Below are 21,339 nucleotides of genomic sequence, written 5' to 3' on the forward strand. Positions count from 1 at the left end.
CGATCGCCGACATCGAGAAGAAGATCGCCGAGTTCGGCCAGAAGGCCAAGGACGGCAAGCTCACGCTCGACGAGCTCACCGGCGGCACCTTCTCGATCTCCAACGGCGGCGTGTTCGGTTCGATGCTCAGCACGCCGATCATCAACCCGCCGCAGTCGGCGATCCTCGGCATCCACGCCACCAAGGACCGCCCGGTGGTGGAGAACGGCCAGATCGTCATCCGCCCGATCAACTACCTGGCGATGTCCTACGACCACCGCATCATCGACGGGCGCGAAGCGGTGCTCGGCCTGGTGGCGATGAAGGACGCGCTGGAAGATCCGGCACGACTGATTCTCGACGTGTAATTCACATACTGCGTGGCGAACCGCTCGGGCGATCGCGTCCGGGCGGTTCGCCACGCTTTTCCATATTCCGGAGTAAACAATGGCTGACAAGCAATTTGACGTACTCGTCATCGGTGGCGGACCGGGCGGATACGTCGCGGCGATTCGTGCTGCGCAACTGGGCTTCAAGACTGCATGCGCCGAGTCCAACCCGTACGCTGACCCCAAGGGTGAGCCGCGCCTTGGGGGCACCTGCCTGAACGTGGGCTGCATCCCGTCGAAGGCCTTGCTGCATACCTCGCACCTGTTCGAGGAGGCCGAGCACGCCTTCCCGACCCAGGGTATCAAGCTGAGCGGCAAAGTGAGCATCGATGTGCCGGTAATGATCGAGCGCAAGAACAAGGTCGTGGACCAGCTCACCGGCGGCATCAAAGGCCTGTTCAAGAAGAACAAGGTAACCTTCCTCGCCGGTCACGGCAGCTTCGAAGGCAACGGTGCCGGCGGTTATGTGGTCAAGGTCGGCGCCGAGACCGTCGAAGCCAAGCACATCATCATCGCTACCGGCTCCAAGCCGCGTCATCTGCCCGGCATCCCGGTCGACAACAAGATCGTCTGCGACAACGTCGGCGCGCTCGATTTCGATTCCGTGCCGAAGAAGCTGGGCGTGATCGGCGCCGGAGTGATCGGTCTCGAAATGGGCTCGGTGTGGCGACGTCTGGGTTCGGAAGTGACTGTACTCGAAGCCTTGCCCGATTTCATGTCGTTTGCCGACGTTGACGTCGCGAAGGAAGCGCTGAAAGTATTCAATAAGCAAGGGCTGAACATTCAGACCGGCGTGACGATCGGCGAAACCAAAGTTAGCAAGAAGGGTGTGTCGCTTGCCTATACGGACAAGGATGGCAAGGAAGCCAAGTTCGAGTGCGATCGTCTGATCGTTTCGGTCGGCCGGGTGCCCAACACCGATGGTCTGAATGCTGCGGCGGTCGGGCTGAACGTCAGCGATCGCGGTCAGATTGTCGTCGATGGGCACTGCAGAACCAACCTGCCGAATGTATATGCCGTCGGTGACGTGGTGCGTGGCCCTATGCTCGCGCACAAGGCGATGGAAGAGGGCGTGATGGTCGCCGAGATCATCGCCGGTCAGGCGGGTCACTGCAACATGGACACCGTTCCCGGCGTGATCTACACCTCGCCGGAAATTGCCTGGGTCGGCAAGACCGAGCAGCAACTCAAGGCCGAAGGCATCGCCTACCGTGCGGGCAAGATCCCGTTCATGGCCAATGGCCGTGCGCTGGGTTCGGGTGATCCGACCGGTTTCGTCAAGATGCTGGCCTGCGCGCAGACCGACCGCATCCTGGGTGTGCATATCATTGGCGCGAATGCCTCGGAGCTGATTTCCGAAGCCGTCGTGGCGATGGAATTCGGTGCCGCGTCTGAAGATCTGGCGCGTATCTGCCATGCTCATCCGACGCTGTCGGAAGTGGTGCACGAAGCCGCGTTGGCGGTGGATAAGCGTCCGCTGCATTTCTGATCGGCAGCTAGCCTCAAGAGGGGTGGCGCGGGATAATCCCGACCACCCCTTGTTTCGTTTTGATTCTCGTATCAGGCAGTCCTACATGTCCCACCGCGCTCTCAATGTTCCTCAGCACGGGATGCTCGACGCCTATGAGGCGCAGCTCAAGGCCCGTGGCTATAAATCCGACCCGGAACAGCGCGCCGCTGCGCAGCGGTTGCAGCAGATGTATACCGAATTGGTCGGCTTCAAGGCGGCGCGTCGTGGAACCTTGCGCAAGCTATTCGTGCGCGCGCACTTGCCGCGTAGTTTGTATTTCTGGGGGGGGGTGGGGCGCGGCAAGAGTTTCCTGATGGACTGCTTCTTCGATGCGGTGCCTTATCGGCGCAAGCGCCGCGTGCACTTCCATGCCTTTATGCAGGAAGTGCAAAACGATCTGAAGAACTTCAACAACGCGCCAGATCCATTGCAGCGCGTGGCCGATCGGGTGGCCCGCCAGACGCGCCTGCTGTGCTTCGACGAGTTTCACGTTTCGGACATCGCTGACGCGATGATCCTTGGGCGTCTGCTTGACGCGCTATTTGCGCGTGGCGTCATCTTCGTGATGACGTCGAATTACCCGCCGGATGGCCTGTATCCGAACGGCCTCCAGCGGATCAATTTCCTGCCTGCAATCGAGATGATCAAGCGCCGCTTTGACGTTGTCGAGGTGGATCACGGTACCGACTACCGGCTGCGCACACTGGAAAAGATCGAGATTTACCTTGTTCCGGGAGGGGCGGTGGCGGATCGTAAGATGCGCGAGGACTTCCGTCGCTTGTCCAGTTGTGAAGCCATTGCGGGGGAGATTGAACTGCTGGAGCGCAAACTCCCGGTGCTCGCACATGCGCCGGGAGTCATCTGGTTCGATTTCGCGACTCTGTGCGGTGGTCCTCGCTCGCAGAACGATTATCTCGAGGTCGCGCGGGAACATCACACGCTGATTCTTTCCGGTGTGCCGCGCCTGACCGCCGGCAACGCCTCCGAGGCGCGACGCTTCACCTGGCTCGTCGATGTGCTGTACGACCATCGCGTCAAGTTGATCATGAGTGCCGAAGTCGAAGCTCCAGAGCTCTATACTGAGGGGCACAACGCGCACGAATTCGTCCGCACCGTCAGCCGTCTGATTGAAATGCGCAGCCGTGACTACCTTGCCGAGGCGCATCGCGTTGAATAGTAGATGTGGTCGGCCGTCGCCGCGCTGCGCGGGCAGATCGGGCTGCGCGCACGTCATCCGATGAACGATCTCGAAACCGCCTTCTCTCCTGATGGACCACTAGCAGCGGCCATTCCTTCGTTTCGACCGCGCGCCCAGCAATACGACATGGCACAGCGGATTGCGGAGGCGCTCAAGGAAAACCGCGTGCTGGTCGCCGAGGCCGGTACCGGTACAGGCAAAACCTTCGCCTATCTGGTGCCGGCACTGTTGTCGGGCGGCAAGGTCATCCTGTCGACGGGGACGAAGACGCTGCAGGATCAGCTATTCAATCGTGATCTTCCAACCGTCCGTGCGGCGCTGAAGGTGCAAATATCGATTGCACTCCTGAAGGGCCGGGCGAATTACGTCTGCCCCTATCATCTTGAACGCAACGCGCGAGACGGACGCTTTTTGACTGCGCAGGACGCGGCTGATCTGCGCGCCATTACGCGCTTTGCCCAGACCACGCAGACCGGCGACAAGGCCGAGTGTACGGCGGTGCGCGAGGATTCCGCTGCGTGGATCGCGGCCACCTCCACGCGCGATAACTGCCTCGGTCAGGAGTGCCCCAACGTCAAGGAATGCTTCGTGCTGGCCGCACGTCGTGCGGCGATGGATGCCGATGTGGTGGTGGTCAATCACCACCTGTTCTTCGCCGATGTGATGTTGCGCGACGAGGGTATGGGGGAATTGCTGCCATCGTGCAATGCGGTGATCTTTGATGAAGCACACCAGTTGCCGGAGACGGCGAGCCTGTTCTTCGGCGAAAACGTGTCGACCGCGCAGCTCCTCGAGCTCGCCCGCGATACGCGGTCCGAGACCCTCGCCGGTGCGCGCGACTGCCGCGAGCTGATCGACGCGACACGTGCATTGGAAAAGGCCGCGCGCGATCTGCGGCTCGCGTTTGGTGCCGAGCCCGCGCGACTATCGGCCGCCCAAGCGGCCGCCGTGCCCGAGTTCGACAAGAGTGTCGCAGCCTTGGGCGACGAGCTGACCCGGTTCGGCGAGATTCTGGGGACACAGGCAGAGCGATCCGAAGGGCTTGCGAACTGCCTCCGTCGCACCGGCGAGATCCAGGAGCGCCTTGCCCGCTGGCGTGCACCGGATTCCGCGGAACTGATCCGCTGGATCGAGGTGTTCAGCCAGTCTGCAGCCCTCAACGCCACTCCGCTGCATGTGTCCGGCGTGTTCCGCCGCCAGTTGGAAAGCCATCCGCGTGCATGGGTGTTTACGTCGGCGACGCTCGCGGTCGGCCAGGATTTCAGCCATTACTGCAATGAGCTCGGCTTGAGCTGGCTCGAGCCGCCGCCGATGACCGCGGTATGGGGTAGCCCGTTCGATTACGGTGAACAGGCCTTACTTTACTCGCCCACCGGAATGCCCGATCCGAATCATCCCGATTACATCGAAGCGGTCGCGCGCACCGCGATGCCACTTATCCGGGCCGCGCGAGGGCGCACCTTCGTGCTGTGCACGTCGCTACGCGCGATGAAACGCATCCACGGTCTGATCGCCGATGGCCTCGAGCGCGCCGGCGACAAGTTGCCACTGCTGTTGCAGGGTGAGGGCTCACGTACAGAATTGCTTGAGCGCTTCCGCCGCCTCGGGAATGCCGTCCTTGTCGCCAGCCAGAGTTTCTGGGAAGGGGTCGATGTGCCCGGCGATGCCTTGTCGCTAGTTGTCATCGACAAGCTGCCGTTTGCACCTCCCGACGACCCCGTACTGGCCGCCCGTGTCGATCATTTGCAGAAAAGTGGTCGCAATCCGTTCATGCACTACCAGCTGCCGCGGGCGGTAATCAACATGAAGCAGGGGGCCGGCCGGCTGATCCGCAGCGAGCGCGATCGCGGCGTGCTGTGCATCTGCGATCCGCGCATGATCGACAAGCAGTACGGCAAGATCGTGTGGCGCAGCCTGCCGCCGATGCGGCGAACGCGTGTCGAGGCTGATGCCGTTGCCTTCCTCGAGCAGCTTCCTCCCCCCGCGGCAACCTGAAGCGCGTCAGGCCCGACAATTCCAGAGGTGTCGCCATGACTGCATCGCTCAATACCGAACGCGACCCTTTGCTGCAAGCCCTTGCGGGCGGTGATTGCCTGGATGTCGCGGAACGCCTGAATCGCGGGTGCCAGTGCGTTTCGCTCGATCACGAGCGGCTGCGGGCGGAACTGGAGCGTGATCCGCGCGATGGCGCCTTGCTGGCGACCATCAACGCCACGCGCCCACACCTGTTTGCCGATTCCGTCGCCTTTGTCGCTGGACGGCATCTTGAACGGATCGCCGATGTCGTTGCTGCGGTGGAAAACGTGGTGTCACTGCCGGCGTGGCAGTCGCGAGTGCTTGAGCAGGCACCCGCCAACGCGCGTATTCAGAGTGCGGCGGCAGGCGTGTTTCTCGGCTACGACTTCCATCTTGGGTCGGATGGACCGAAGCTCATCGAGATCAACACCAATGCCGGCGGAGGGCTGCTCAACGTCGCACTTGCACGGGCACAGCGTGCGTGCTGCGCCGAAGTCGCTCCGCTGGAAGCTGCCGTCTCCGCGGGTAGTCCGGCGGATCCGGAAAGCGCCTTCATGGACATGTTTCTCGCTGAATGGCGCGCCGTGCGAGGCGATGCGCCTTTGCGCACGATTGCGATCGTCGATCATGAACCGCAGACGCAGTATCTGCTGCCTGAGTTCCTGCTGTTCCAGCGTTTGTTCGAGCGTCGCGGATTCGTCGCCTATATCTGCGATCCCTCGGTCTTGCGTTTCGCCGATGACCGACTGTGGCTCAACGACGTGGTCGTCGACCTTGTGTACAATCGGCTGACCGATTTCGGCCTGAGCGAAGTGCAACACGCCGCTCTGGCGGATGCTTGGCGAACGCAGTCGGCAGTCATAACGCCCCATCCGCGCGCGCATGCGCTTTATGCGGACAAGCGCAACCTTGCGCTGCTGTGTGACGATGAACTGCTTCAGACGCTCGAGGTGGATGCACGTACGCGCACCATCCTCGCCGCAGGCATCCCGACAACCCGAAGAGTGTGGCCCGATGACGCCGAAATGCTCTGGCGCGAGCGACGCGGCCTGTTCTTCAAGCCGGCAAGCGGTTTCGGTAGCCGTGCAGCGTACCGTGGCGACAAACTTACCCGCAGCGTGTTCGAGTCGATCCTCGCAGGCGACTACATTGCGCAGCAACTCGTGCCGCCCAGCGCCCGTCGGCTGTCCGTGGGGGGCGTACCGACCGATCTAAAGATGGATCTGCGTGCGTATGTCTATCGTGGGCAAATGCAGCTTGCGGCGGCACGCCTTTATCGCGGGCAGACCACCAATTTCCGCACCCCTGGAGGCGGATTCGCGGCCGTGGTCGCCTTGCCGTGCACGCAGACCTGATCACTGTTGTATTCTCCAAGATGTCTCCCAACGCGGTATTCGCACGATGATCATATTCGGCATCGCCGGTTGGTCCGGCTCCGGCAAGACCACGCTGATCGAAACGCTGATTCCGGAGTTTTCTGCCCGCGGGCTTTCGGTGTCAGTCATCAAGCATGCCCACCACGGATTCGATCTTGATCGCCCCGGCAAGGACTCTTATCGCCACCGTGCAGCCGGCGCTACCCAGGTGCTGATGCTGTCGGGCGAGCGCTGGGTACTGATGCATGAACTGCGCGGGGCTGCGGAGCCGACGCTGGAAGACCAGTTGCGCCTCTTGTCACCGTGTGACGTGGTGCTGATCGAAGGGTTCAAGGCTGCTGCGGTGCCGAAAGTCGAGGTGCACCGACCGGCGCATGGCAAGCCTCCGTTATGGCCAGATAATCCGCACGTTGTTGCCGTCGCCAGCAATGCCCCGATCGAGTGCCCGCTGCCCGTGCTGCCGCTCAACGATGCTGCCTCAATTACCGATTTCATCCTGAGTTACGTTCCTCGTTATGAATCCAAACATGCTGTCGTTTGACGAGGCGCTCGCGACCCTGCTATCCCGGGCGCGACCGATCCGCGAAATCGAGATGGCCGATACCCTGGTGACGCAGGGCAGGGTGCTCGCGTCGGATGTCTGTTCGCCGATCTCGGTGCCAGCACTCGACACCTCCACCATGGACGGATACGCCGTACGTGTCGCCGACGTTTCCGTAGTCGGTGTCCGCCTGCCTGTTTCTCAACGCATACCGGCGGGCAGTGTCGGCCACCCCCTGCGGGTCGGCACGGCGGCACGCATCTTTACCGGGGCGCCGCTACCGTCGGGCGCCGATGCTGTCGTGATGCAGGAATTGTGCGAACATCAGGACGATGCGGTGATCATCAACCATCTGCCGCGTGCGGGTGAGGCGGTGCGCCAGGCAGGCAGCGAAATCGCTGCCGGTGAAGTGATCCTGGCGGCGGGCACTCGCATACGTGCCCAGGAAATCGGCCTTGTCGCATCGGTTGGCATCGCTCAGCTTGCGGTTGTCCGACGCGTGCGTGTCGCCCTGTTCTCGACGGGTGACGAGCTTGTCATGCCAGGTGAGCCCTTGCCTCCGGGAGGGGTATACAACTCCAATCGCTTCCAGTTGCGCGCGCTGCTCGAACAGCTGGGTTGCGAAGTCAGCGATTTCGGTATCGTCCCTGATCGCCTCGATGCCACCCGTGCGGTGCTGCGCGAGGCTGCGCAAGGGCATGAGCTGATCCTCACCAGCGGTGGCGTATCGGTCGGTGAGGAAGACCACGTCAAACCCGCTGTCGAAGCCGAAGGTTCGCTCGATCTCTGGAAGATCGCCATGAAGCCCGGTAAACCGCTTGCCTACGGGCGAGTGGGGTCGGCAGCCTTCATCGGCCTGCCTGGCAATCCCGTGTCGAGCTTTGTGACCTTTCTGATGATGGTCCGCCCCTTCATCCTCGCGACCCAAGGGGCGAATACGGTGAAGCCGCGCGCGCTCAACCTGCGTGCGGACTTCGACTGGCCGCAACCCGACCGGCGGCGCGAATTTCTGCGTGCGCGCGTCAATGATGCGGGAGGCGTCGAGATCCATGCCCATCAAGGGGCCGCCGCACTGTCATCGATTGTCTGGGCCGACGGCTTGGTGGATGTCGCGGCGGACACACCCGTCGGGCACGGGCAGACGGTCCGGTTCCTGCCATACAGCGAATTAATGTATTGAAATCATGACTGTCAAAATTTTATATTTCGCTTCGCTGAAAGACGCCCTAGGGTGTGCCGAGGAAAACTTTTCGCTACCGTCCGGCGTTTCGACCATTGGTGAACTACGCAACTTCCTCGCGGAGCGCGGCGACAACTGGAACGCGCTGGCTGAAGGGCGCAACGTGCGCGCTGCGCGCAATCAGCGCATGGCTAGCGCTAGCGATTCGGTGGTCCCCGGTGACGAGATTGCGTTCTTTCCGCCAGTGACGGGAGGTTGAACCATGTCGGTAAGCGTGCAACAGGCTGATTTTGATGTAGGGGCCGAAATCGCTGCGCTGTCGCAGGACCGGCACGAGGTCGGTGCGGTGGCGAGCTTCGTGGGTCTGGTGCGCGATATCAGCGGCGGCTCAAATGTCGCTGCAATGACGCTCGAACATTATCCGGGGATGACCGAAAAATCCCTTGAAGAAATTGTCGAGCAGGCCAGGGCGCGCTGGAGCCTTTACGCTGTACGCGTGATTCACCGCTTTGGGCGGCTGGAGCCGGGCGATCGCATCGTGTTTGTTGGCGTTGCCGGTGCACACCGCGGCGAATCGTTCGCCGCCTGCGAATTCATCATGGACTACCTGAAAACCCGCGCCCCGTTCTGGAAACTTGAAGAAACACCCGAGGGGGCGCACTGGGTCGATGCTAGAGACAGCGACGATAGCGCCGCTGCCCGCTGGGAGAAAGAGTGAGGCGAAGCTGAAACGGGGATACTCGGGTCGCGGCAGGCACGCGTCATCCGCTGGGCTGAATTTTTCTCAAGTACAAACAAATACGGCGCCCGCGGGCGCCGTATTTGCGCCGGTCGGGGCGTTACTTCTTGCCCTTGGTGCCGGTCTGCTGATTGAAGATCTGGAACGCGTCGGTCGAAGCACGTGCCATCTGCTCGAACGCCGAGCGGGTCGTGTCCATCGCGGTCTGGATGGCCGACATCGCGTTCTGATCGGTAATAGGAATCCCGGAGAACATTTTCTGCATGGCTTCGAAGACATCCTTGCCGCCGCTCGACAGCTGCTCGCTGACCAGCTTGCCGACCTCGGCCTGAGTGCGGCTGGCCAACTCGGCCATTTCGCGGGCGCAGCCCAGCATCTTCTCGGTCGTGCTCTGAGCGTACTGCGAGCGCAGAGCCAGCAAGTCTTTCGGATCCTTGGCGGTCGACAAGGCCTTCGCGTTCTCGACACCTTCCTCGAACAGGCTCTTGGCCGTGGCAACCTGCAGCTCCATGATGCGCTGCGAGTTCTCGATCGACATCTGCGCCAGACGCATTGCCGCTTCGAGGTTTTTCTTCTGGATTTCGTTGAATTGATCCTGCTTGGTCGCCATGTTCTTCCTCCACGAGCGCTGTTAAGTATCTAATGCTTCCCTGGGGCTCAAAGCTGCGCCTAAGGGTATTCCTGCAACATAGCACATGAGGAGTCATTCAGCGCCCCGCTGCAGGTCAATCCGGATTATTTCAACATGGATGGTGCGTTGCAGCAATAGCGTAAGCGCCAATTTGTAAAATATGCTGTGCGCTCATTGCCCACAATGAGCAGTAGTCAGTCTGAAATTTGCCAGTTGAATCGGCGTCAGCCGTCCCCATCTTCGGTCACAACCCGTTCAGCTACAAAGGATTCCCGCCATGCGCTTTGACAAGCTCACCACCAAGTTCCAGCAGGCACTGTCCGACGCACAAAGCATCGCGGTCGGCAACGATCAGCAGTTCATCGAGCCCCTGCACCTGCTGCTTGCAATGCTGGCTCAGGACGACGGTGGCACTGTGTCGTTGCTGCAGCGCGCCGGTGTTAATGTGCCGCCACTCAAGCTTGCGCTCGATAAAGCGCTCGCCAGGCTGCCCAAGGTTGAAGGTCACGGCGGCGAGGTGCAGATCGGACGCGACCTCTCTAACCTCCTGAATATTACCGACCGGGAAGCGCAAAAGCGCGGCGACCAGTTCATCGCCAGTGAAATGTTCCTGCTTGCGCTCGCCGACGACAAGGGAGATACCGGTCGTCTCCTCAAGGAGCACGGACTATCGCGCAAACCGCTGGAGGCCGCCATTGTGGCAGTGCGGGGTGGAGCCGGGGTGGGTAGCCAGGATGCTGAAGGACAGCGCGAGGCGCTGAATAAGTACTGTCTCGATCTCACCGAGCGGGCCCGCGCCGGCAAGCTTGACCCTGTGATTGGCCGCGACGACGAAATCCGCCGTGCGATCCAGATCCTGCAACGTCGTACCAAGAACAATCCGGTACTAATTGGCGAACCGGGGGTCGGCAAGACCGCCATCGTCGAAGGCCTCGCTCAGCGCATCGTCAATGGCGAAGTGCCGGAAACTCTGAAGGGCAAGCGCGTGTTGTCGCTTGATATGGCGCAGCTGCTTGCCGGTGCGAAGTATCGCGGCGAGTTCGAGGAACGGCTCAAGGCAGTACTCAAGGAAATTGCCCAGGAAGAAGGTCAGATCATCGTCTTCATCGACGAGCTCCACACGATGGTCGGGGCCGGCAAGGCCGAAGGCGCAATTGACGCCGGCAACATGCTCAAGCCCGCCCTCGCTCGCGGCGAACTGCACTGCATCGGCGCAACCACGCTGGATGAATACCGCAAATACATCGAAAAGGACGCGGCGCTTGAACGGCGTTTCCAGAAGGTGTTGGTCGACGAACCCTCCGTGGAATCCACCATCGCCATCCTGCGCGGTTTGCAGGAAAAGTACGAACTCCACCACGGCGTCGATATTACGGACCCCGCGATCGTTGCCGCGGCGGAACTCTCACACCGTTACATCACGGACCGCTTCCTTCCGGACAAGGCAATCGACCTGATCGACGAGGCTGCCGCACGCATCAAGATGGAGATCGACTCCAAGCCGGAAGTCATGGACAAGCTCGAACGCCGTCTCATTCAGCTCAAGATCGAGCAAGAGGCGGTGAAGAGAGAAACCGACGAAGCTTCGCAGAAGCGCCTGCTGCTCATTCGCGACGAAATCGACAAGCTCGAGCGCGAATTTGCCAATCTCGACGAGATTTGGCGTTCGGAAAAGGCGAGTGTGCAGGGCAGTCAGCACATCAAGGAAGAAATCGAAAGGCTGCGCGCCCAGATGGCCGAAATGCAGCGCAAAGGGCAATACGACAAACTCGCCGAACTGCAGTACGGCAAGCTGCCGCAACTCGAAGCGCAACTCAGTGCGGCTGAAACTGCGGGGGGCGGTGAGCGCAAATTCAAACTGCTGCGCACTCAGGTCGGTACCGAGGAAATTGCCGAGGTCGTGTCGCGCGCGACCGGCATCCCGGTCAGCAAGATGATGCAGGGCGAGCGCGAAAAACTGCTCAAGATGGAAGACCGCCTGCACCAGCGCGTTGTCGGCCAGGATGAGGCGGTGCGCCTCGTCGCCGACGCCATTCGCCGCTCGCGCGCAGGGCTGTCCGATGAAAACCGTCCCTATGGCAGCTTCCTGTTCCTCGGCCCCACCGGTGTTGGCAAAACCGAGCTATGCAAGACGCTCGCGGAATTCCTGTTCGACTCGGAAGAACACCTCATCCGCATCGACATGAGCGAGTTCATGGAGAAGCATTCGGTCGCACGCCTGATCGGCGCGCCTCCGGGCTACGTTGGTTACGAAGAGGGCGGGCATCTCACCGAACAGGTTCGTCGCAAACCCTATAGCGTCATTCTTTTTGACGAAGTCGAGAAGGCGCATCCCGACGTGTTCAACGTGCTGCTGCAGGTGCTCGACGATGGGCGGATGACCGACGGTCAGGGGCGCACGGTCGACTTCAAGAATACAGTCATCGTCATGACCTCGAACCTTGGTAGTCAGATGATCCAGCAGATGTCCGGCGATGACTACCAGGTCATCAAGCTTGCGGTGATGGCCGAGGTGAAGAGCTATTTCCGTCCGGAATTTATCAATCGGATCGACGAGATCGTTGTGTTCCATGCGCTCGACGAAAAGCACATCGCGAGCATCGCACGCATACAGTTGAAGTATCTCGAAAAGCGGTTGGCACGCCTCGACATGGCTCTGGACGTTTCCGATTCCGCTCTGGCTGAGCTGGCAAACGCCGGCTTCGACCCCGTATTCGGCGCCCGTCCGCTCAAGCGTGCGATTCAGGAACGGATCGAAAATCCGCTCGCCAAAGCTATCCTCGAAGGACAGTTCGCACCCAAGGACAAGGTCGTCGTCGACGTCGAGAAGGGGCACATCAGCTTTGCCAAAGCCTGAACACCACGGGGCACGAAAGTGCCTGAGCGGGAAAAGGCAGTAGCACCGGGGGGCGCGGTCAAGCGATGGCGCGCCCCGGTGTTCAGTCAATAGGCATTGCGGTCGCGCAGAACCATCAGCACCGTCTTGATGATGATCCACAAATCGAGCGAGAGCGACCAAGTGCGCAAGTATTCCAGGTCGTGCTCGATGCGCTTTTCCATTTTCCCGATCGTCTCGGTCTCGCCCCGATAACCGCACACCTGTGCCCAGCCGGTAATACCCGGCTTCACCTTGTGGCGCACCATGTAGCCTGTAATCAGCTTGCGGTAGGTCTCGTTGTGGGCCACCGCATGGGGGCGAGGGCCGACGATGCTCATGCGACCCTGGAGCACGTTGATGAACTGCGGCAGTTCGTCCAGCGACGTTCGGCGCAGCATCGCGCCCACCCGCGTGATGCGCAGGTCATTGCGCGTCGCCTGCTTCACTTCCTTGCCGTCGTCGCAAGTCGTCATCGAGCGAAACTTGTAGACAACGATCTCCTTGCCGTCGAGCCCGTAACGTCGCTGCCGAAAAATCACCGGCCCCGGCGAACTCAGCTTCACTGCTGCAGCAATTGCCAGCATCACCGGTGAAATCAAGGTGAGGATCAGGATAGACAGCACGATGTCCGAGCTTCGCTTCACGAAACCGTCGAATCCGGTGAAGGGCGTCTCACAGACTGCCACAACGGGCATCCCGCCAACGTGGTCGACTCGTCCCTGGATGAGATCGGTAAGGAAGATGTCGGGCGCGAAGAAGATCGATACGGTCGTATCCTTCAGGTCGTCCAGCAGTTTCAAGATGCGCGGCTGACTCGCCATCGGCAACGCCAGATAAATATGATCGATCGCGTTTGCATTGACGAACGCCGACAGCTGATCGAGCCTACCCAGAATAGGTGCGTCACCCACCCCCTCGAGCCGGTCGCGACCGCGGTCATCGATAAATCCGGCAAAGCTGACGCCATTGAAGGGGTTTTGAACAAACTCGCGCGCCAGGCGCAGTCCAGTCTCGTTGCATCCCACGACCACCGCGCGGCGCTGGTTGCCGTCCAGCGCCATTATACGAGGCAGCAGTCTTCGTGCGCATGCGTGCATCAGCAGCGAAGCCGCCGGCAGCGTTGCCAGCCATACCGCGATCATCCGCTGTGGAAAGTAGTGCACGTAGCCGCTCGCATAGCCAAATGCCAGAAGTATTGCTGCCATGCAGATCCAGCTCGACAGGGTATTGCGCACCATGCGGCGCGGTCGCTCCCGCAGGTGAAAGTCGCCGGGAAAGGTCAGCGAAAAAGCGATCAGAGCAAGGATCACGTACGGCGGACCGAAGCGTTCGCCATAAGCTCCGGCGACGGCAAACAGCAAGGCAATGGCAACCACCGGATCCAGGAAGGATTCGATTGTACGGACCGCTGAAAAGGTACCACGCCAGACCGTGCCCTGTTTGTATGTCGATGCAAACATGGTAAAAGCCATCGTTTAGGTGCGGCGCAGCATATCGCACTAAAACTCATAAGTCATTTACAGATTGCATATATACATGGCTAATAACTGCATTGAAAACAGCTTGATATGCGTGAAACATATTAACAGACCGCACATAACGCCTACGTGTGCAAGCGCCTTGGCCTTCATTGCGTTCGCATTGAGTGCGAATGCGATTGCAGCAAACGAAGACTCCGCGGATACGCTCGAACTGCTCGTTCAGCAGGATTTGGAACGCGACAGCAATTTATTTCGCATGCCTGACGGGACGCGGCCGGTCATTGATGGGCACGTGCATCCCCGGTCCGACCTTGTCCGCACTACGACAGTCGCTGGTCGATTCGATCGCAACTTCAGCCGTCAGCGCGTGAATGCCGAATTCGGCGTGACCCGCAGTGACTATCAGGAATTTGCTTACCTCGACTACACCGCCCGCAACGCATTTGCGGCCTGGGAGTGGGCGCTCGGCAATCAGTGGAGGGGGGAGCTTTCCGCCCGGCAGAACGAGGCGCTGCGCAGCTTTGCCGAGCGCAACAACACCGTGCGCAGCGTCAACACCTACCGCCGCTATGCGTTCGACGCCAATTACCAATTGCATCCCCGGTGGTCGCTGGGCGCTGGGCTCGCGAACGTCATTAGTAGTTACGATGATCGTCTCTCAGCCAGTTCGGAGTTCGTCGAGGACGCAGTCGAACTCCGTGCAACATTTCGCCCAGGCTCCGACAACAGTCTTATGCTCGTAGCACGCAATGCGGACGGGCGTTATCCGGAACGGATCGCCGGGCCGACCGCGGTGACCGACTATGGACAACGCGATCTGCAAATGCGCGGTGACTGGCGTGCAAGCGGCCTGAGTCGCGTCTTCGGTTACCTCGGGTACACGTGGCGCGATTACCCTGGGCTGTCGGAAAAGAACTTCAGTGGTGTAACTGGCCGCGTCGGCCATCACTGGACGCCCGGCGGCAAGCTCGCTATGCGCGTGACCGCAAGGCGTGAGATCGGCGCGCGCGAAGATGTGGTCGATAACTTCATCATCACGCGATCGCTTGCGATCGAACCGGAGTGGAAGGTTTCCAGCAAGGTCAGCCTTCAGGGGCGCCTTGAATGGCTGGCGCGCGACTATGGCGGCAACCCGTTCGTCGTCGCGACGAACGATCGCCAGGACATCACGCGCATCGCCAGCATCGGCGGCGTGTGGAGTCCGATGCGGGATCTCGGGCTGGCTCTTGCGATCCGGCGTGAGTCTCGGTCGTCATCGGGTGCGGGCTTCGGCTACAGGTCAGACAGCGTCCTGTTCAGTGTGAAATATGCGTTATGAAAAATATAAAATATGCTAAAGGTTCTTTTACATATGGTGAAAGGATATGTAAAATGTTGTGGCGCAACAAATTGAAACAATGCCGTTCGCGTTTTTCGCCCTTCGCAGGGGGCGAGCAAGACCAATCGCAGTAGAGGCTCGCAGGAACTACTGGGTTCCTGCCCGTGCGAGTCCTGCTTGCGAAGTGGCCTGTCGTTCGCCGCGGTCCTGTGCAACCAACATTTTCATGCCGAGAACTGATCGCATGCATCCAAAGCAAAAACTGATCGTGGCAGCCTTGTTGACCCTTACGACTGCTGGCGCTGTCAGCGCAGGCACTCTGGAAGGAAGCACCTTTTCACTTACGTACAACGATTCAGCGCTGCAGTATTACGGCAATTTGAGCCTTTCCCAAGGCGGATTTGGCGTGGAGTTCTTCCCGACAACGTTCGCTGCATCGTCTTCGAGCGTGTTCTCGACGCTCGATCTGACACTTCAGGCCAAGTCGGGCTACGTGCTAAACAGCGTCTCCTTGATCGAAAACGGATGGTGGAACGGGGCGGCGGGGTCCGGAGGGGCGCAGTTGATTGTCGCCGCAGGCGGAAGTCCGGTTATGGACTCCTTTGTGGTGTCGGCAAACGATGGCTTGGGCTTCCAGACCTGGTCGGGCTTTGCGCATGCGGAACTGGATGGCGCTACCGATGCGACGGTGAGCCTGATGAATTCATTCCTTGCTCAACAGGGAACGCAACTTGGTCTGCAGTATGGCGCACTGACGTTTGATCTTGCCAGCGTCGCGCCCGCCAACATTCTTCCTGCGGTTCCGGAGCCCGAGGGGTACCTGATGCTGCTGACCGGACTCGGAATGGTCGGCTTCATCGTACGTCGCCGCACGGTCGCGCACGGCTGAAGCGATAAATTGCAGTGACGCATGCCGTCATGCTTAGTGCAGAACAGACAGGAATACATACATGAAGCGGAAGCTCATTCTGGTTGCCGCAAGCCTGATGGCGTTTGCCGGGGCTGGCAGTGCAAGTGCAAAAACCGACACGACGGATAGCGATCAAGCGATCTCGATTTCAACGATCGATCTTCATGGCGCCGGTTTCGATGCCACCATTTCGTACGATAGCGCCTGGTCCAGCGCCTTCGGCACGCCGACATTGAACGGCAATTCGCTGACTTTCGGCTCAGGCTCGGGATGGTTTTCCGCATCGGTTCCCGGTTCGGAAATCACCATTTCACCGTCATTCAGCGTGGTGATCTCGGCCACCAACGGGAACTCTCTGGATAGCGTCCTGATGGGAGCAAGCGGTAGCTATTCGCTTTCGGGCGCGAATACCGAGGTGTTCGGAAAAATCGCCTGGGACTTTGATCAGGATGCGATTGCGAACCCTGGTGGCAATATTTCGGTGGGCGCAACGACTCAGAGCGCCAAGGACTCGGCATCGGGGCTCTGGAGTCAAAGCGCTAACTGGACACTGCTTAACTCCAAGTCCGTAGCGTTTACGATTACACCCGAGCTTACTGCGTTTGCTAACGGTAACAACAGAACTGCATCTCTTGGTCTCAGCGAACTGACGTTCGGCGTCTCGGTCGCTCCGGTTCCTGAACCGGAAGCCTACCTGATGATGCTGGCCGGGCTCGGCATCATCGGGGGTGTTGCGCGTCGGCGTTCGGCGGGGCGCTAATCCGTCGGTTCGCAGATTCGAAGGACGGGCCCGCGTGCGGGCTCGTGTCGAGTGCAGATGAGGGCCGCGGATGGCGGTCTTCTCGGGAAGGCAGCGACGCGTCGTCGCGAAAATCCCGTCGGTGGTTTCATGGCGCATGACCTGTCCATCGAGCCCGGTTTGCACTGGGCTCGATGGACAGGTCATGCCCATGTGTGCGGTTAATAGCCGGGCGGCCAGGGCGTTCAACATTACGCAGTTACTTCCGGGATCAGGTCGATGGCATATGAAATGCACAAAGGATTTAGGTCCAGGAAGTCATTATCAGATGACAAATAATCTTCTGGCTTACGCTTCAATAACGCTCGCGACGTTACTGCTTGCCGGCTGCAGTAGCGGCGATTCGCAGAAGCTTGTCTCGCAGGTTGCTGCACGGGTAGGCGGGCACGAGATTACCGTACATCAGATCAACGCTGCGCTGGCGCGGCTTGGCAATGTCGGACCGGATCAGCTCAAGCAGGCGAGCTCAGCGGTGCTCGAGCGGCTCATCGACCAGGAACTGCTGATTGCACAGGCCGAAGAGCAGAAGATCGATCGCGACCCGGCAGTCATGCAGGCCCTCGATGCGGCGCGGCGCGAGATCGTGGCGCGTGCCTACGTCGAGCGTGTGGTCGGTCAAGTGGGGCGTGCCAACCTTGCCGAAATCAGTCAGTTCTATCGTGATAATCCGGAGTTGTTCGCCAGACGTCGCGTTTATGCCATTCAGGAGCTGAATGTCGCCGCGGTGGCCGAACGTCATGCGGAAATCCGTGCGGTACTCGACAAGGCCGCGAACATGGATGAGTTTGTTGATTGGTTGCGGCGCGAAAACATCAGCTTCACGCCGGGGGGCGGCGTCAAGCCGGCGGAGGATCTGCCGCTGGCGGCACTGAAGCAGCTGTTCAAGATGCGCGACGGGCAGACCGGTGTCTTGAGTACGTCTAATGGCCTGCACGTTGTGCACCTCGCCGGTTCGCGCGAGCAACCACTCGACGAAGCGGCGGCGGTGCCGTTGATTGAGCGTTACCTTGCGAGTCGCAAGAAAGGGCAAATCGCGCAAGACGAACTCAAGCAACTGCGCGAACGGGCAAGCATCGAGTACGTGGGCGAATTCTCGGCTCCCGCCACAGCGGCGTCCGCGAGCCCGGCTCCGGCCCGCGGGGCAGCCTCGCAGGCCGGGCCTGCGGTACCGGCAACAAGTACCGCCGCCCCGACCCTGTCACCGTCGGCCATGGAAAAGGGCGCGGGCGGTCTGAAATGAGCAGTGTCACAGTCATGCAATACAACCGCATTTCTCCCTCCACGAGTCAGCGTCCGGGAAACACCATGAGTCATCGCGCCCTAACGGGATTCGTCTTGCTGCTGCTTGCACTGTTGTTCTGGCTTGGCATCGTATCCCCGGCGCGTGCCGAAGTGCTCCAGAACAACCCCGGTGTGGCTACCAGCGAATACGTTCTCGGACCAGGTGACATCATCCGTATCACCGTTTTCCAGAACCCGGACCTGACCACCGAAACGCGCGTCGCTGAAACCGGCGCCATCACCTTTCCGTTGATCGGCACGGTGACCGTCGGTGCACTCAGTGTGCCCGCCGCGGAGCGTGCCATCGCCAGCCTGCTGCGTGATGGGGGTTTCGTCCTGCATCCGCAGGTGAGCATCCTGCCGGTGCAGATGCGCGGCAACCAGATTTCCGTGATCGGTCTGGTCGGCCGTCCCGGGCGGTACCCGCTGGAAACGACCAACCTGCGCTTGTCCGACATGCTGGCAATGGCGGGTGGTATTGCCCCCAACGGCGCCGATACGGTGGTGTTGATCGGCACACGTGGCGGCAAGGCCGTGCGGGAGGAAATCGACATTCCGTCGATGTTCCTGAAGGGCGGCGAAAACGACCTTCCATTGGCCGGCGGCGACATCTTGTACGTGCATCGTGCGCCAACCTTTTATATCTACGGTGAGGTGCAGCGCCCGGGCACATTCCGGCTGGAGCGCAATATGAGCGTCATGCAGGGGCTGGCGACCGGCGGGGGTGTCAATCAACGGGGCACAACGCGCGGCCTGCAGGTACACAGGCGCGATGCCGAAGGGCGCCCGGAAATCATCGAAGCCACGCTCGACCACCTGCTGAAGCCTGACGACGTCATCTTCGTCAAGGAAAGCCTCTTCTGATTTTCGGGAATACCCAGCAATGACCTTTCAGCAGTTTCTTCTCATCCTTCGTGCCCGCTGGCTCGTTGCACTGGGCGTGCTCGGTGTCGTGGTTGCCACCACGCTCGTCGTCAGTCTGTTGATCCCGAAGCAGTACAGCGCCGAAACGGCGCTGGTGATCGACGCCAAGTCGTCGGATCCGATCATGGGCGCGATGCTGCCGCCACAGATGATGGCAGGTTACATGGCGACCCAGGCCGACATCATCAACTCCAGCCGCGTCGCGGAGCGTGTCGTTACGCTGCTGAAGCTCGACGGACTGCCCGCGATCCGAGAGCAGTGGCAGGCCGAAACCGGCGGGCAGGGGGCTTTGCAGGTGTGGGTCGGCGAATTGCTGCAGAAGAAGCTCGTCGTGCGTCCGTCGCGTGAGAGCAATGTCATCAGCATCGTCTTTTCGGGCGCTGATCCCGAGTTCGCCGCCGCTGTTGCCAACGCGTTCGCGCGTGCTTACATCGAAGTGAATCTCGAACTCAAGGTCGAACCGGCGCGTCAGTATGCGCAGTGGTTCGACGAGCGCAGTGGCCCGCTGCGCGAGAAGGTCGAGGCGGCCCAGAAGCGGCTGTCCGACTATCAGATCCAGCATGGCATTGTCACCACGGACGGTCGTATCGACGTCGAAAGTGCCCGGCTGGGAGAAATTTCGACGCAGTTGGTTGCCGCCGAAGCCCAGCGCATGGATAGTCGTTCGCGCCAGAGCCAGACGGGGTCGGCCGACACACTGCCGGAAGTGCTGCAAAGCGGCCTCATTCAGGGTTTGAAGGCCGAGCTGGCGCGTCAGGAAGCCAGTCGCGAGCAACTGGTCTCGCGCGTCGGCAAGAATCACCCTGATTACGCGCGCATCGAGGCGGAGATCAAGTCGCTGCGCGAGCGCATCGTCGGCGAAACGCAGCGCGTCGCCAGCTCCATTGGCACGGCCAATCGTACCAATGTGGCACGCGAAGGCGAACTTCGCGTAGCGCTCGAAGCGCAGAAAAAGCGCGTGCTGGAGCTGCGCGAACGTCGCGACCAGATCGCCGTGCTGCAGCGCGATGTCGAATCCGCTCAGCGTGCCCACGACCTGGTTGCCCAACGGCTCAGCCAGACCAGCCTGGAAAGCCAGACCCAGCAAACCAACATTGCCGTGTTGACGCCCGCAACCGCACCGCTCAAGCATTCCAGCCCACGTATCACGCTCAACCTGGCACTGGCCATGTTCCTCGGCACCCTGCTCGGGGCGGGTACGGCCCTGCTGCTGGAACTTGTGGATCAGCGCATTCGCGGTCCCCAGGACCTCGATCAACTCGCGGATGCGCCCCTGTTGGGCATCATTCCTGCGTCAGCATGAGGTAACGCCCACATGAACGCCCCCACGCCCATTTTCGGCATTTGTGCAGGACAGCGCTCCATCGGCGCCATTCTCATCGACGCCGGCCGTCTCAAGCCTGAAGATGCCGAGCAGATCCTTCGGCTGCAGCGTGACAAGGGAATGCGCTTCGGCGACGCCGCGCGGCAGCTCCAGCTGGTAAGCGACGCAGATATCGATTTCGCCCTGTCACGCCAGTTCGACTACCCGTATCTGCAGCGCGGCGAGAGCGGTGTTGCGGAAGAAGTCGTCGCTGCTTACAACCCCTTCCTCCCACAAGTCGAAGCACTGCGCGCGCTACGCAGCCAGCTCATGCTGCGGTGGTTCGACCCGGAGGCCGGTCCCCGCAGTCTTGCCATCACCAGCCCCGGTCGTGGGGAAGGGCGCTCCTGGCTGGTTGCCAACCTGGCGGTGGTCTTCTCGCAACTGGGCGAGCGCACAGTCATCATCGATGCAGATCTGCGAAATCCGCGCCAGCACGTCCTCTTCGGCGTCAACAACCAGATGGGCTTGTCCGCCGCACTGTCCGGCCGTGGTGGCCCCAACGTCGTGCAACGCGTATCGGCGCTGGTCGACCTCTCCGTGCTCCCTGCAGGCGCGCTCGCGCCCAATCCGCAGGAACTCATTGGTCGCCCAGCCTTCACCGCACTGCTGAAGGAACTCGCCCGCGAATACGACGTGATCCTGATCGATACCCCCGCCGCCTCCAGCTACGCGGATGTCCAGACGCTTGCGGCACGTGCCGGCGGCGCGCTGCTGCTGGCCCGCTGTCATGTCACTAAGGCCGCTGTGACGCGTGCCCTGTCGAAGGATCTCCACCAGGCCGGCGCCAACCTGGTCGGCACGGTTCTCAACGAAGCCCGCTGAC

Annotated in this window: 19 protein-coding genes; 17 read left to right on the top strand and 2 right to left on the bottom strand. The window is 60.8% G+C overall.

Going from position 1 to position 21,339, the window contains the following annotated elements; translation table 11 throughout:
- From GPA25_RS17945 to moaE, 9 genes are all read left to right on the top strand, one after another.
- A partial coding sequence (locus GPA25_RS17945) for a 2-oxo acid dehydrogenase subunit E2 (RefSeq protein ID WP_211163200.1) occupies positions 1-347 on the top strand: 347 nt, incomplete at its 5' end.
- A gap of 79 nt (positions 348-426) precedes the next feature.
- On the top strand, positions 427-1,857 hold the full coding sequence (gene lpdA / locus GPA25_RS17950) for a dihydrolipoyl dehydrogenase (RefSeq protein WP_169261784.1): 1,431 nt from the start codon (positions 427-429) through the stop codon (positions 1,855-1,857).
- An 85-nt stretch (positions 1,858-1,942) separates the two neighbouring features.
- A complete protein-coding gene (zapE, locus tag GPA25_RS17955) occupies positions 1,943-3,055 on the top strand; it encodes a cell division protein ZapE (protein WP_169261820.1) in 1,113 nt (370 codons plus the stop codon).
- Positions 3,056-3,115: 60 nt separating this feature from the next.
- Positions 3,116-5,071, top strand: coding sequence for a DNA repair helicase YoaA (gene yoaA / locus GPA25_RS17960; protein ID WP_169261821.1), 1,956 nt, complete (start codon positions 3,116-3,118; stop codon positions 5,069-5,071).
- Between the two features lie 35 nt (positions 5,072-5,106).
- Positions 5,107-6,447 carry a hypothetical protein gene (locus GPA25_RS17965; protein WP_169261785.1) on the top strand — a complete coding sequence of 447 codons (1,341 nt, stop codon included), beginning with the start codon at positions 5,107-5,109 and terminating at the stop codon, positions 6,445-6,447.
- 46 nt (positions 6,448-6,493) lie between these two features.
- Positions 6,494-7,009 carry a molybdopterin-guanine dinucleotide biosynthesis protein B gene (gene mobB / locus GPA25_RS17970; protein ID WP_169261786.1) on the top strand — a complete coding sequence of 172 codons (516 nt, stop codon included), beginning with the start codon at positions 6,494-6,496 and terminating at the stop codon, positions 7,007-7,009.
- A complete protein-coding gene (locus GPA25_RS17975) occupies positions 6,984-8,189 on the top strand; it encodes a molybdopterin molybdotransferase MoeA (RefSeq protein WP_169261787.1) in 1,206 nt (401 codons plus the stop codon). The genes mobB and GPA25_RS17975 overlap by 26 nt, the downstream gene beginning before the upstream one ends.
- Before the next feature lie 4 nt (positions 8,190-8,193).
- Complete coding sequence (gene moaD / locus GPA25_RS17980) at positions 8,194-8,448, top strand: molybdopterin converting factor subunit 1 (protein WP_169261788.1); 255 nt, start codon at positions 8,194-8,196, stop codon at positions 8,446-8,448.
- A 3-nt stretch (positions 8,449-8,451) separates the two neighbouring features.
- The gene (gene moaE, locus GPA25_RS17985) at positions 8,452-8,907 is read left to right on the top strand and encodes a molybdopterin synthase catalytic subunit MoaE (protein WP_169261789.1); all 456 of its coding nucleotides are present in this window, start codon (positions 8,452-8,454) and stop codon (positions 8,905-8,907) included.
- Between the two features lie 121 nt (positions 8,908-9,028).
- Here moaE and GPA25_RS17990 read toward each other — a convergent pair whose 3' ends face one another.
- Positions 9,029-9,538 (bottom strand): phasin family protein, encoded by a 510-nt coding sequence (locus GPA25_RS17990; RefSeq protein WP_169261790.1) that lies wholly within the window; start codon positions 9,536-9,538, stop codon positions 9,029-9,031.
- A 298-nt stretch (positions 9,539-9,836) separates the two neighbouring features.
- Between GPA25_RS17990 and clpB the strand changes: the two genes are divergently transcribed.
- Positions 9,837-12,416: an ATP-dependent chaperone ClpB gene (gene clpB / locus GPA25_RS17995; RefSeq protein WP_169261791.1), complete on the top strand. Its 2,580-nt coding sequence runs from the start codon at positions 9,837-9,839 to the stop codon at positions 12,414-12,416.
- A gap of 86 nt (positions 12,417-12,502) precedes the next feature.
- Here clpB and GPA25_RS18000 read toward each other — a convergent pair whose 3' ends face one another.
- Positions 12,503-13,897 (bottom strand): undecaprenyl-phosphate glucose phosphotransferase, encoded by a 1,395-nt coding sequence (locus tag GPA25_RS18000; RefSeq protein ID WP_169261792.1) that lies wholly within the window; start codon positions 13,895-13,897, stop codon positions 12,503-12,505.
- Between the two features lie 160 nt (positions 13,898-14,057).
- Here GPA25_RS18000 and epsL point away from each other — a divergent pair, with 160 nt between their 5' ends.
- The 7 genes from epsL (at position 14,058) to epsG (ending at position 21,338) form a co-directional block, all read left to right on the top strand.
- Entirely contained in the window at positions 14,058-15,236 is a 1,179-nt protein-coding gene (gene epsL, locus GPA25_RS18005; protein ID WP_169261793.1) for an XrtB/PEP-CTERM-associated polysaccharide biosynthesis outer membrane protein EpsL, read from the top strand.
- Positions 15,237-15,480: 244 nt separating this feature from the next.
- Entirely contained in the window at positions 15,481-16,125 is a 645-nt protein-coding gene (locus GPA25_RS18010; RefSeq protein ID WP_169261794.1) for a PEP-CTERM sorting domain-containing protein, read from the top strand.
- Positions 16,126-16,186: 61 nt separating this feature from the next.
- Positions 16,187-16,906 (top strand): PEP-CTERM sorting domain-containing protein, encoded by a 720-nt coding sequence (locus tag GPA25_RS18015; protein WP_169261795.1) that lies wholly within the window; start codon positions 16,187-16,189, stop codon positions 16,904-16,906.
- Between the two features lie 70 nt (positions 16,907-16,976).
- Positions 16,977-18,185 carry an EpsD family peptidyl-prolyl cis-trans isomerase gene (locus tag GPA25_RS18020; RefSeq protein ID WP_169261796.1) on the top strand — a complete coding sequence of 403 codons (1,209 nt, stop codon included), beginning with the start codon at positions 16,977-16,979 and terminating at the stop codon, positions 18,183-18,185.
- A gap of 65 nt (positions 18,186-18,250) precedes the next feature.
- Entirely contained in the window at positions 18,251-19,090 is an 840-nt protein-coding gene (gene epsE / locus GPA25_RS18025) for a polysaccharide export protein EpsE (RefSeq protein WP_169261797.1), read from the top strand.
- A gap of 19 nt (positions 19,091-19,109) precedes the next feature.
- Positions 19,110-20,453 carry a chain length determinant protein EpsF gene (gene epsF / locus GPA25_RS18030; protein WP_169261798.1) on the top strand — a complete coding sequence of 448 codons (1,344 nt, stop codon included), beginning with the start codon at positions 19,110-19,112 and terminating at the stop codon, positions 20,451-20,453.
- 12 nt (positions 20,454-20,465) lie between these two features.
- On the top strand, positions 20,466-21,338 hold the full coding sequence (epsG, locus tag GPA25_RS18035; protein WP_169261799.1) for a chain length determinant protein tyrosine kinase EpsG: 873 nt from the start codon (positions 20,466-20,468) through the stop codon (positions 21,336-21,338).
- The last annotated feature ends 1 nt before the right edge of the window (position 21,339 follow it).

The organism is Aromatoleum diolicum (assembly GCF_012910955.1).
Classification (GTDB): Bacteria; Pseudomonadota; Gammaproteobacteria; order Burkholderiales; family Rhodocyclaceae; genus Aromatoleum; species Aromatoleum diolicum.

Excerpts from the sequence above, each read along its gene's own strand:
- epsF (WP_169261798.1), top strand. The coding sequence starts at position 19,110 with ATGACCTTTCAGCAGTTTCTTCTCATCCTTCGTGCCCGCTGGCTCGTT.
- moaE (WP_169261789.1), top strand. The coding sequence starts at position 8,452 with ATGTCGGTAAGCGTGCAACAGGCTGATTTTGATGTAGGGGCCGAAATC.
- mobB (WP_169261786.1), top strand. The coding sequence starts at position 6,494 with ATGATCATATTCGGCATCGCCGGTTGGTCCGGCTCCGGCAAGACCACG.
- epsE (WP_169261797.1), top strand. The coding sequence starts at position 18,251 with ATGAGTCATCGCGCCCTAACGGGATTCGTCTTGCTGCTGCTTGCACTG.
- moaD (WP_169261788.1), top strand. The coding sequence starts at position 8,194 with ATGACTGTCAAAATTTTATATTTCGCTTCGCTGAAAGACGCCCTAGGG.
- GPA25_RS17990 (WP_169261790.1), bottom strand. The coding sequence starts at position 9,538 with ATGGCGACCAAGCAGGATCAATTCAACGAAATCCAGAAGAAAAACCTC.
- GPA25_RS17965 (WP_169261785.1), top strand. The coding sequence starts at position 5,107 with ATGACTGCATCGCTCAATACCGAACGCGACCCTTTGCTGCAAGCCCTT.
- epsG (WP_169261799.1), top strand. The coding sequence starts at position 20,466 with ATGAACGCCCCCACGCCCATTTTCGGCATTTGTGCAGGACAGCGCTCC.
- GPA25_RS18020 (WP_169261796.1), top strand. The coding sequence starts at position 16,977 with ATGGCGGTCTTCTCGGGAAGGCAGCGACGCGTCGTCGCGAAAATCCCG.
- clpB (WP_169261791.1), top strand. The coding sequence starts at position 9,837 with ATGCGCTTTGACAAGCTCACCACCAAGTTCCAGCAGGCACTGTCCGAC.
- GPA25_RS17975 (WP_169261787.1), top strand. The coding sequence starts at position 6,984 with ATGAATCCAAACATGCTGTCGTTTGACGAGGCGCTCGCGACCCTGCTA.
- yoaA (WP_169261821.1), top strand. The coding sequence starts at position 3,116 with ATGAACGATCTCGAAACCGCCTTCTCTCCTGATGGACCACTAGCAGCG.
- zapE (WP_169261820.1), top strand. The coding sequence starts at position 1,943 with ATGTCCCACCGCGCTCTCAATGTTCCTCAGCACGGGATGCTCGACGCC.
- lpdA (WP_169261784.1), top strand. The coding sequence starts at position 427 with ATGGCTGACAAGCAATTTGACGTACTCGTCATCGGTGGCGGACCGGGC.
- GPA25_RS18015 (WP_169261795.1), top strand. The coding sequence starts at position 16,187 with ATGAAGCGGAAGCTCATTCTGGTTGCCGCAAGCCTGATGGCGTTTGCC.
- GPA25_RS18000 (WP_169261792.1), bottom strand. The coding sequence starts at position 13,897 with ATGTTTGCATCGACATACAAACAGGGCACGGTCTGGCGTGGTACCTTT.
- GPA25_RS18010 (WP_169261794.1), top strand. The coding sequence starts at position 15,481 with ATGCATCCAAAGCAAAAACTGATCGTGGCAGCCTTGTTGACCCTTACG.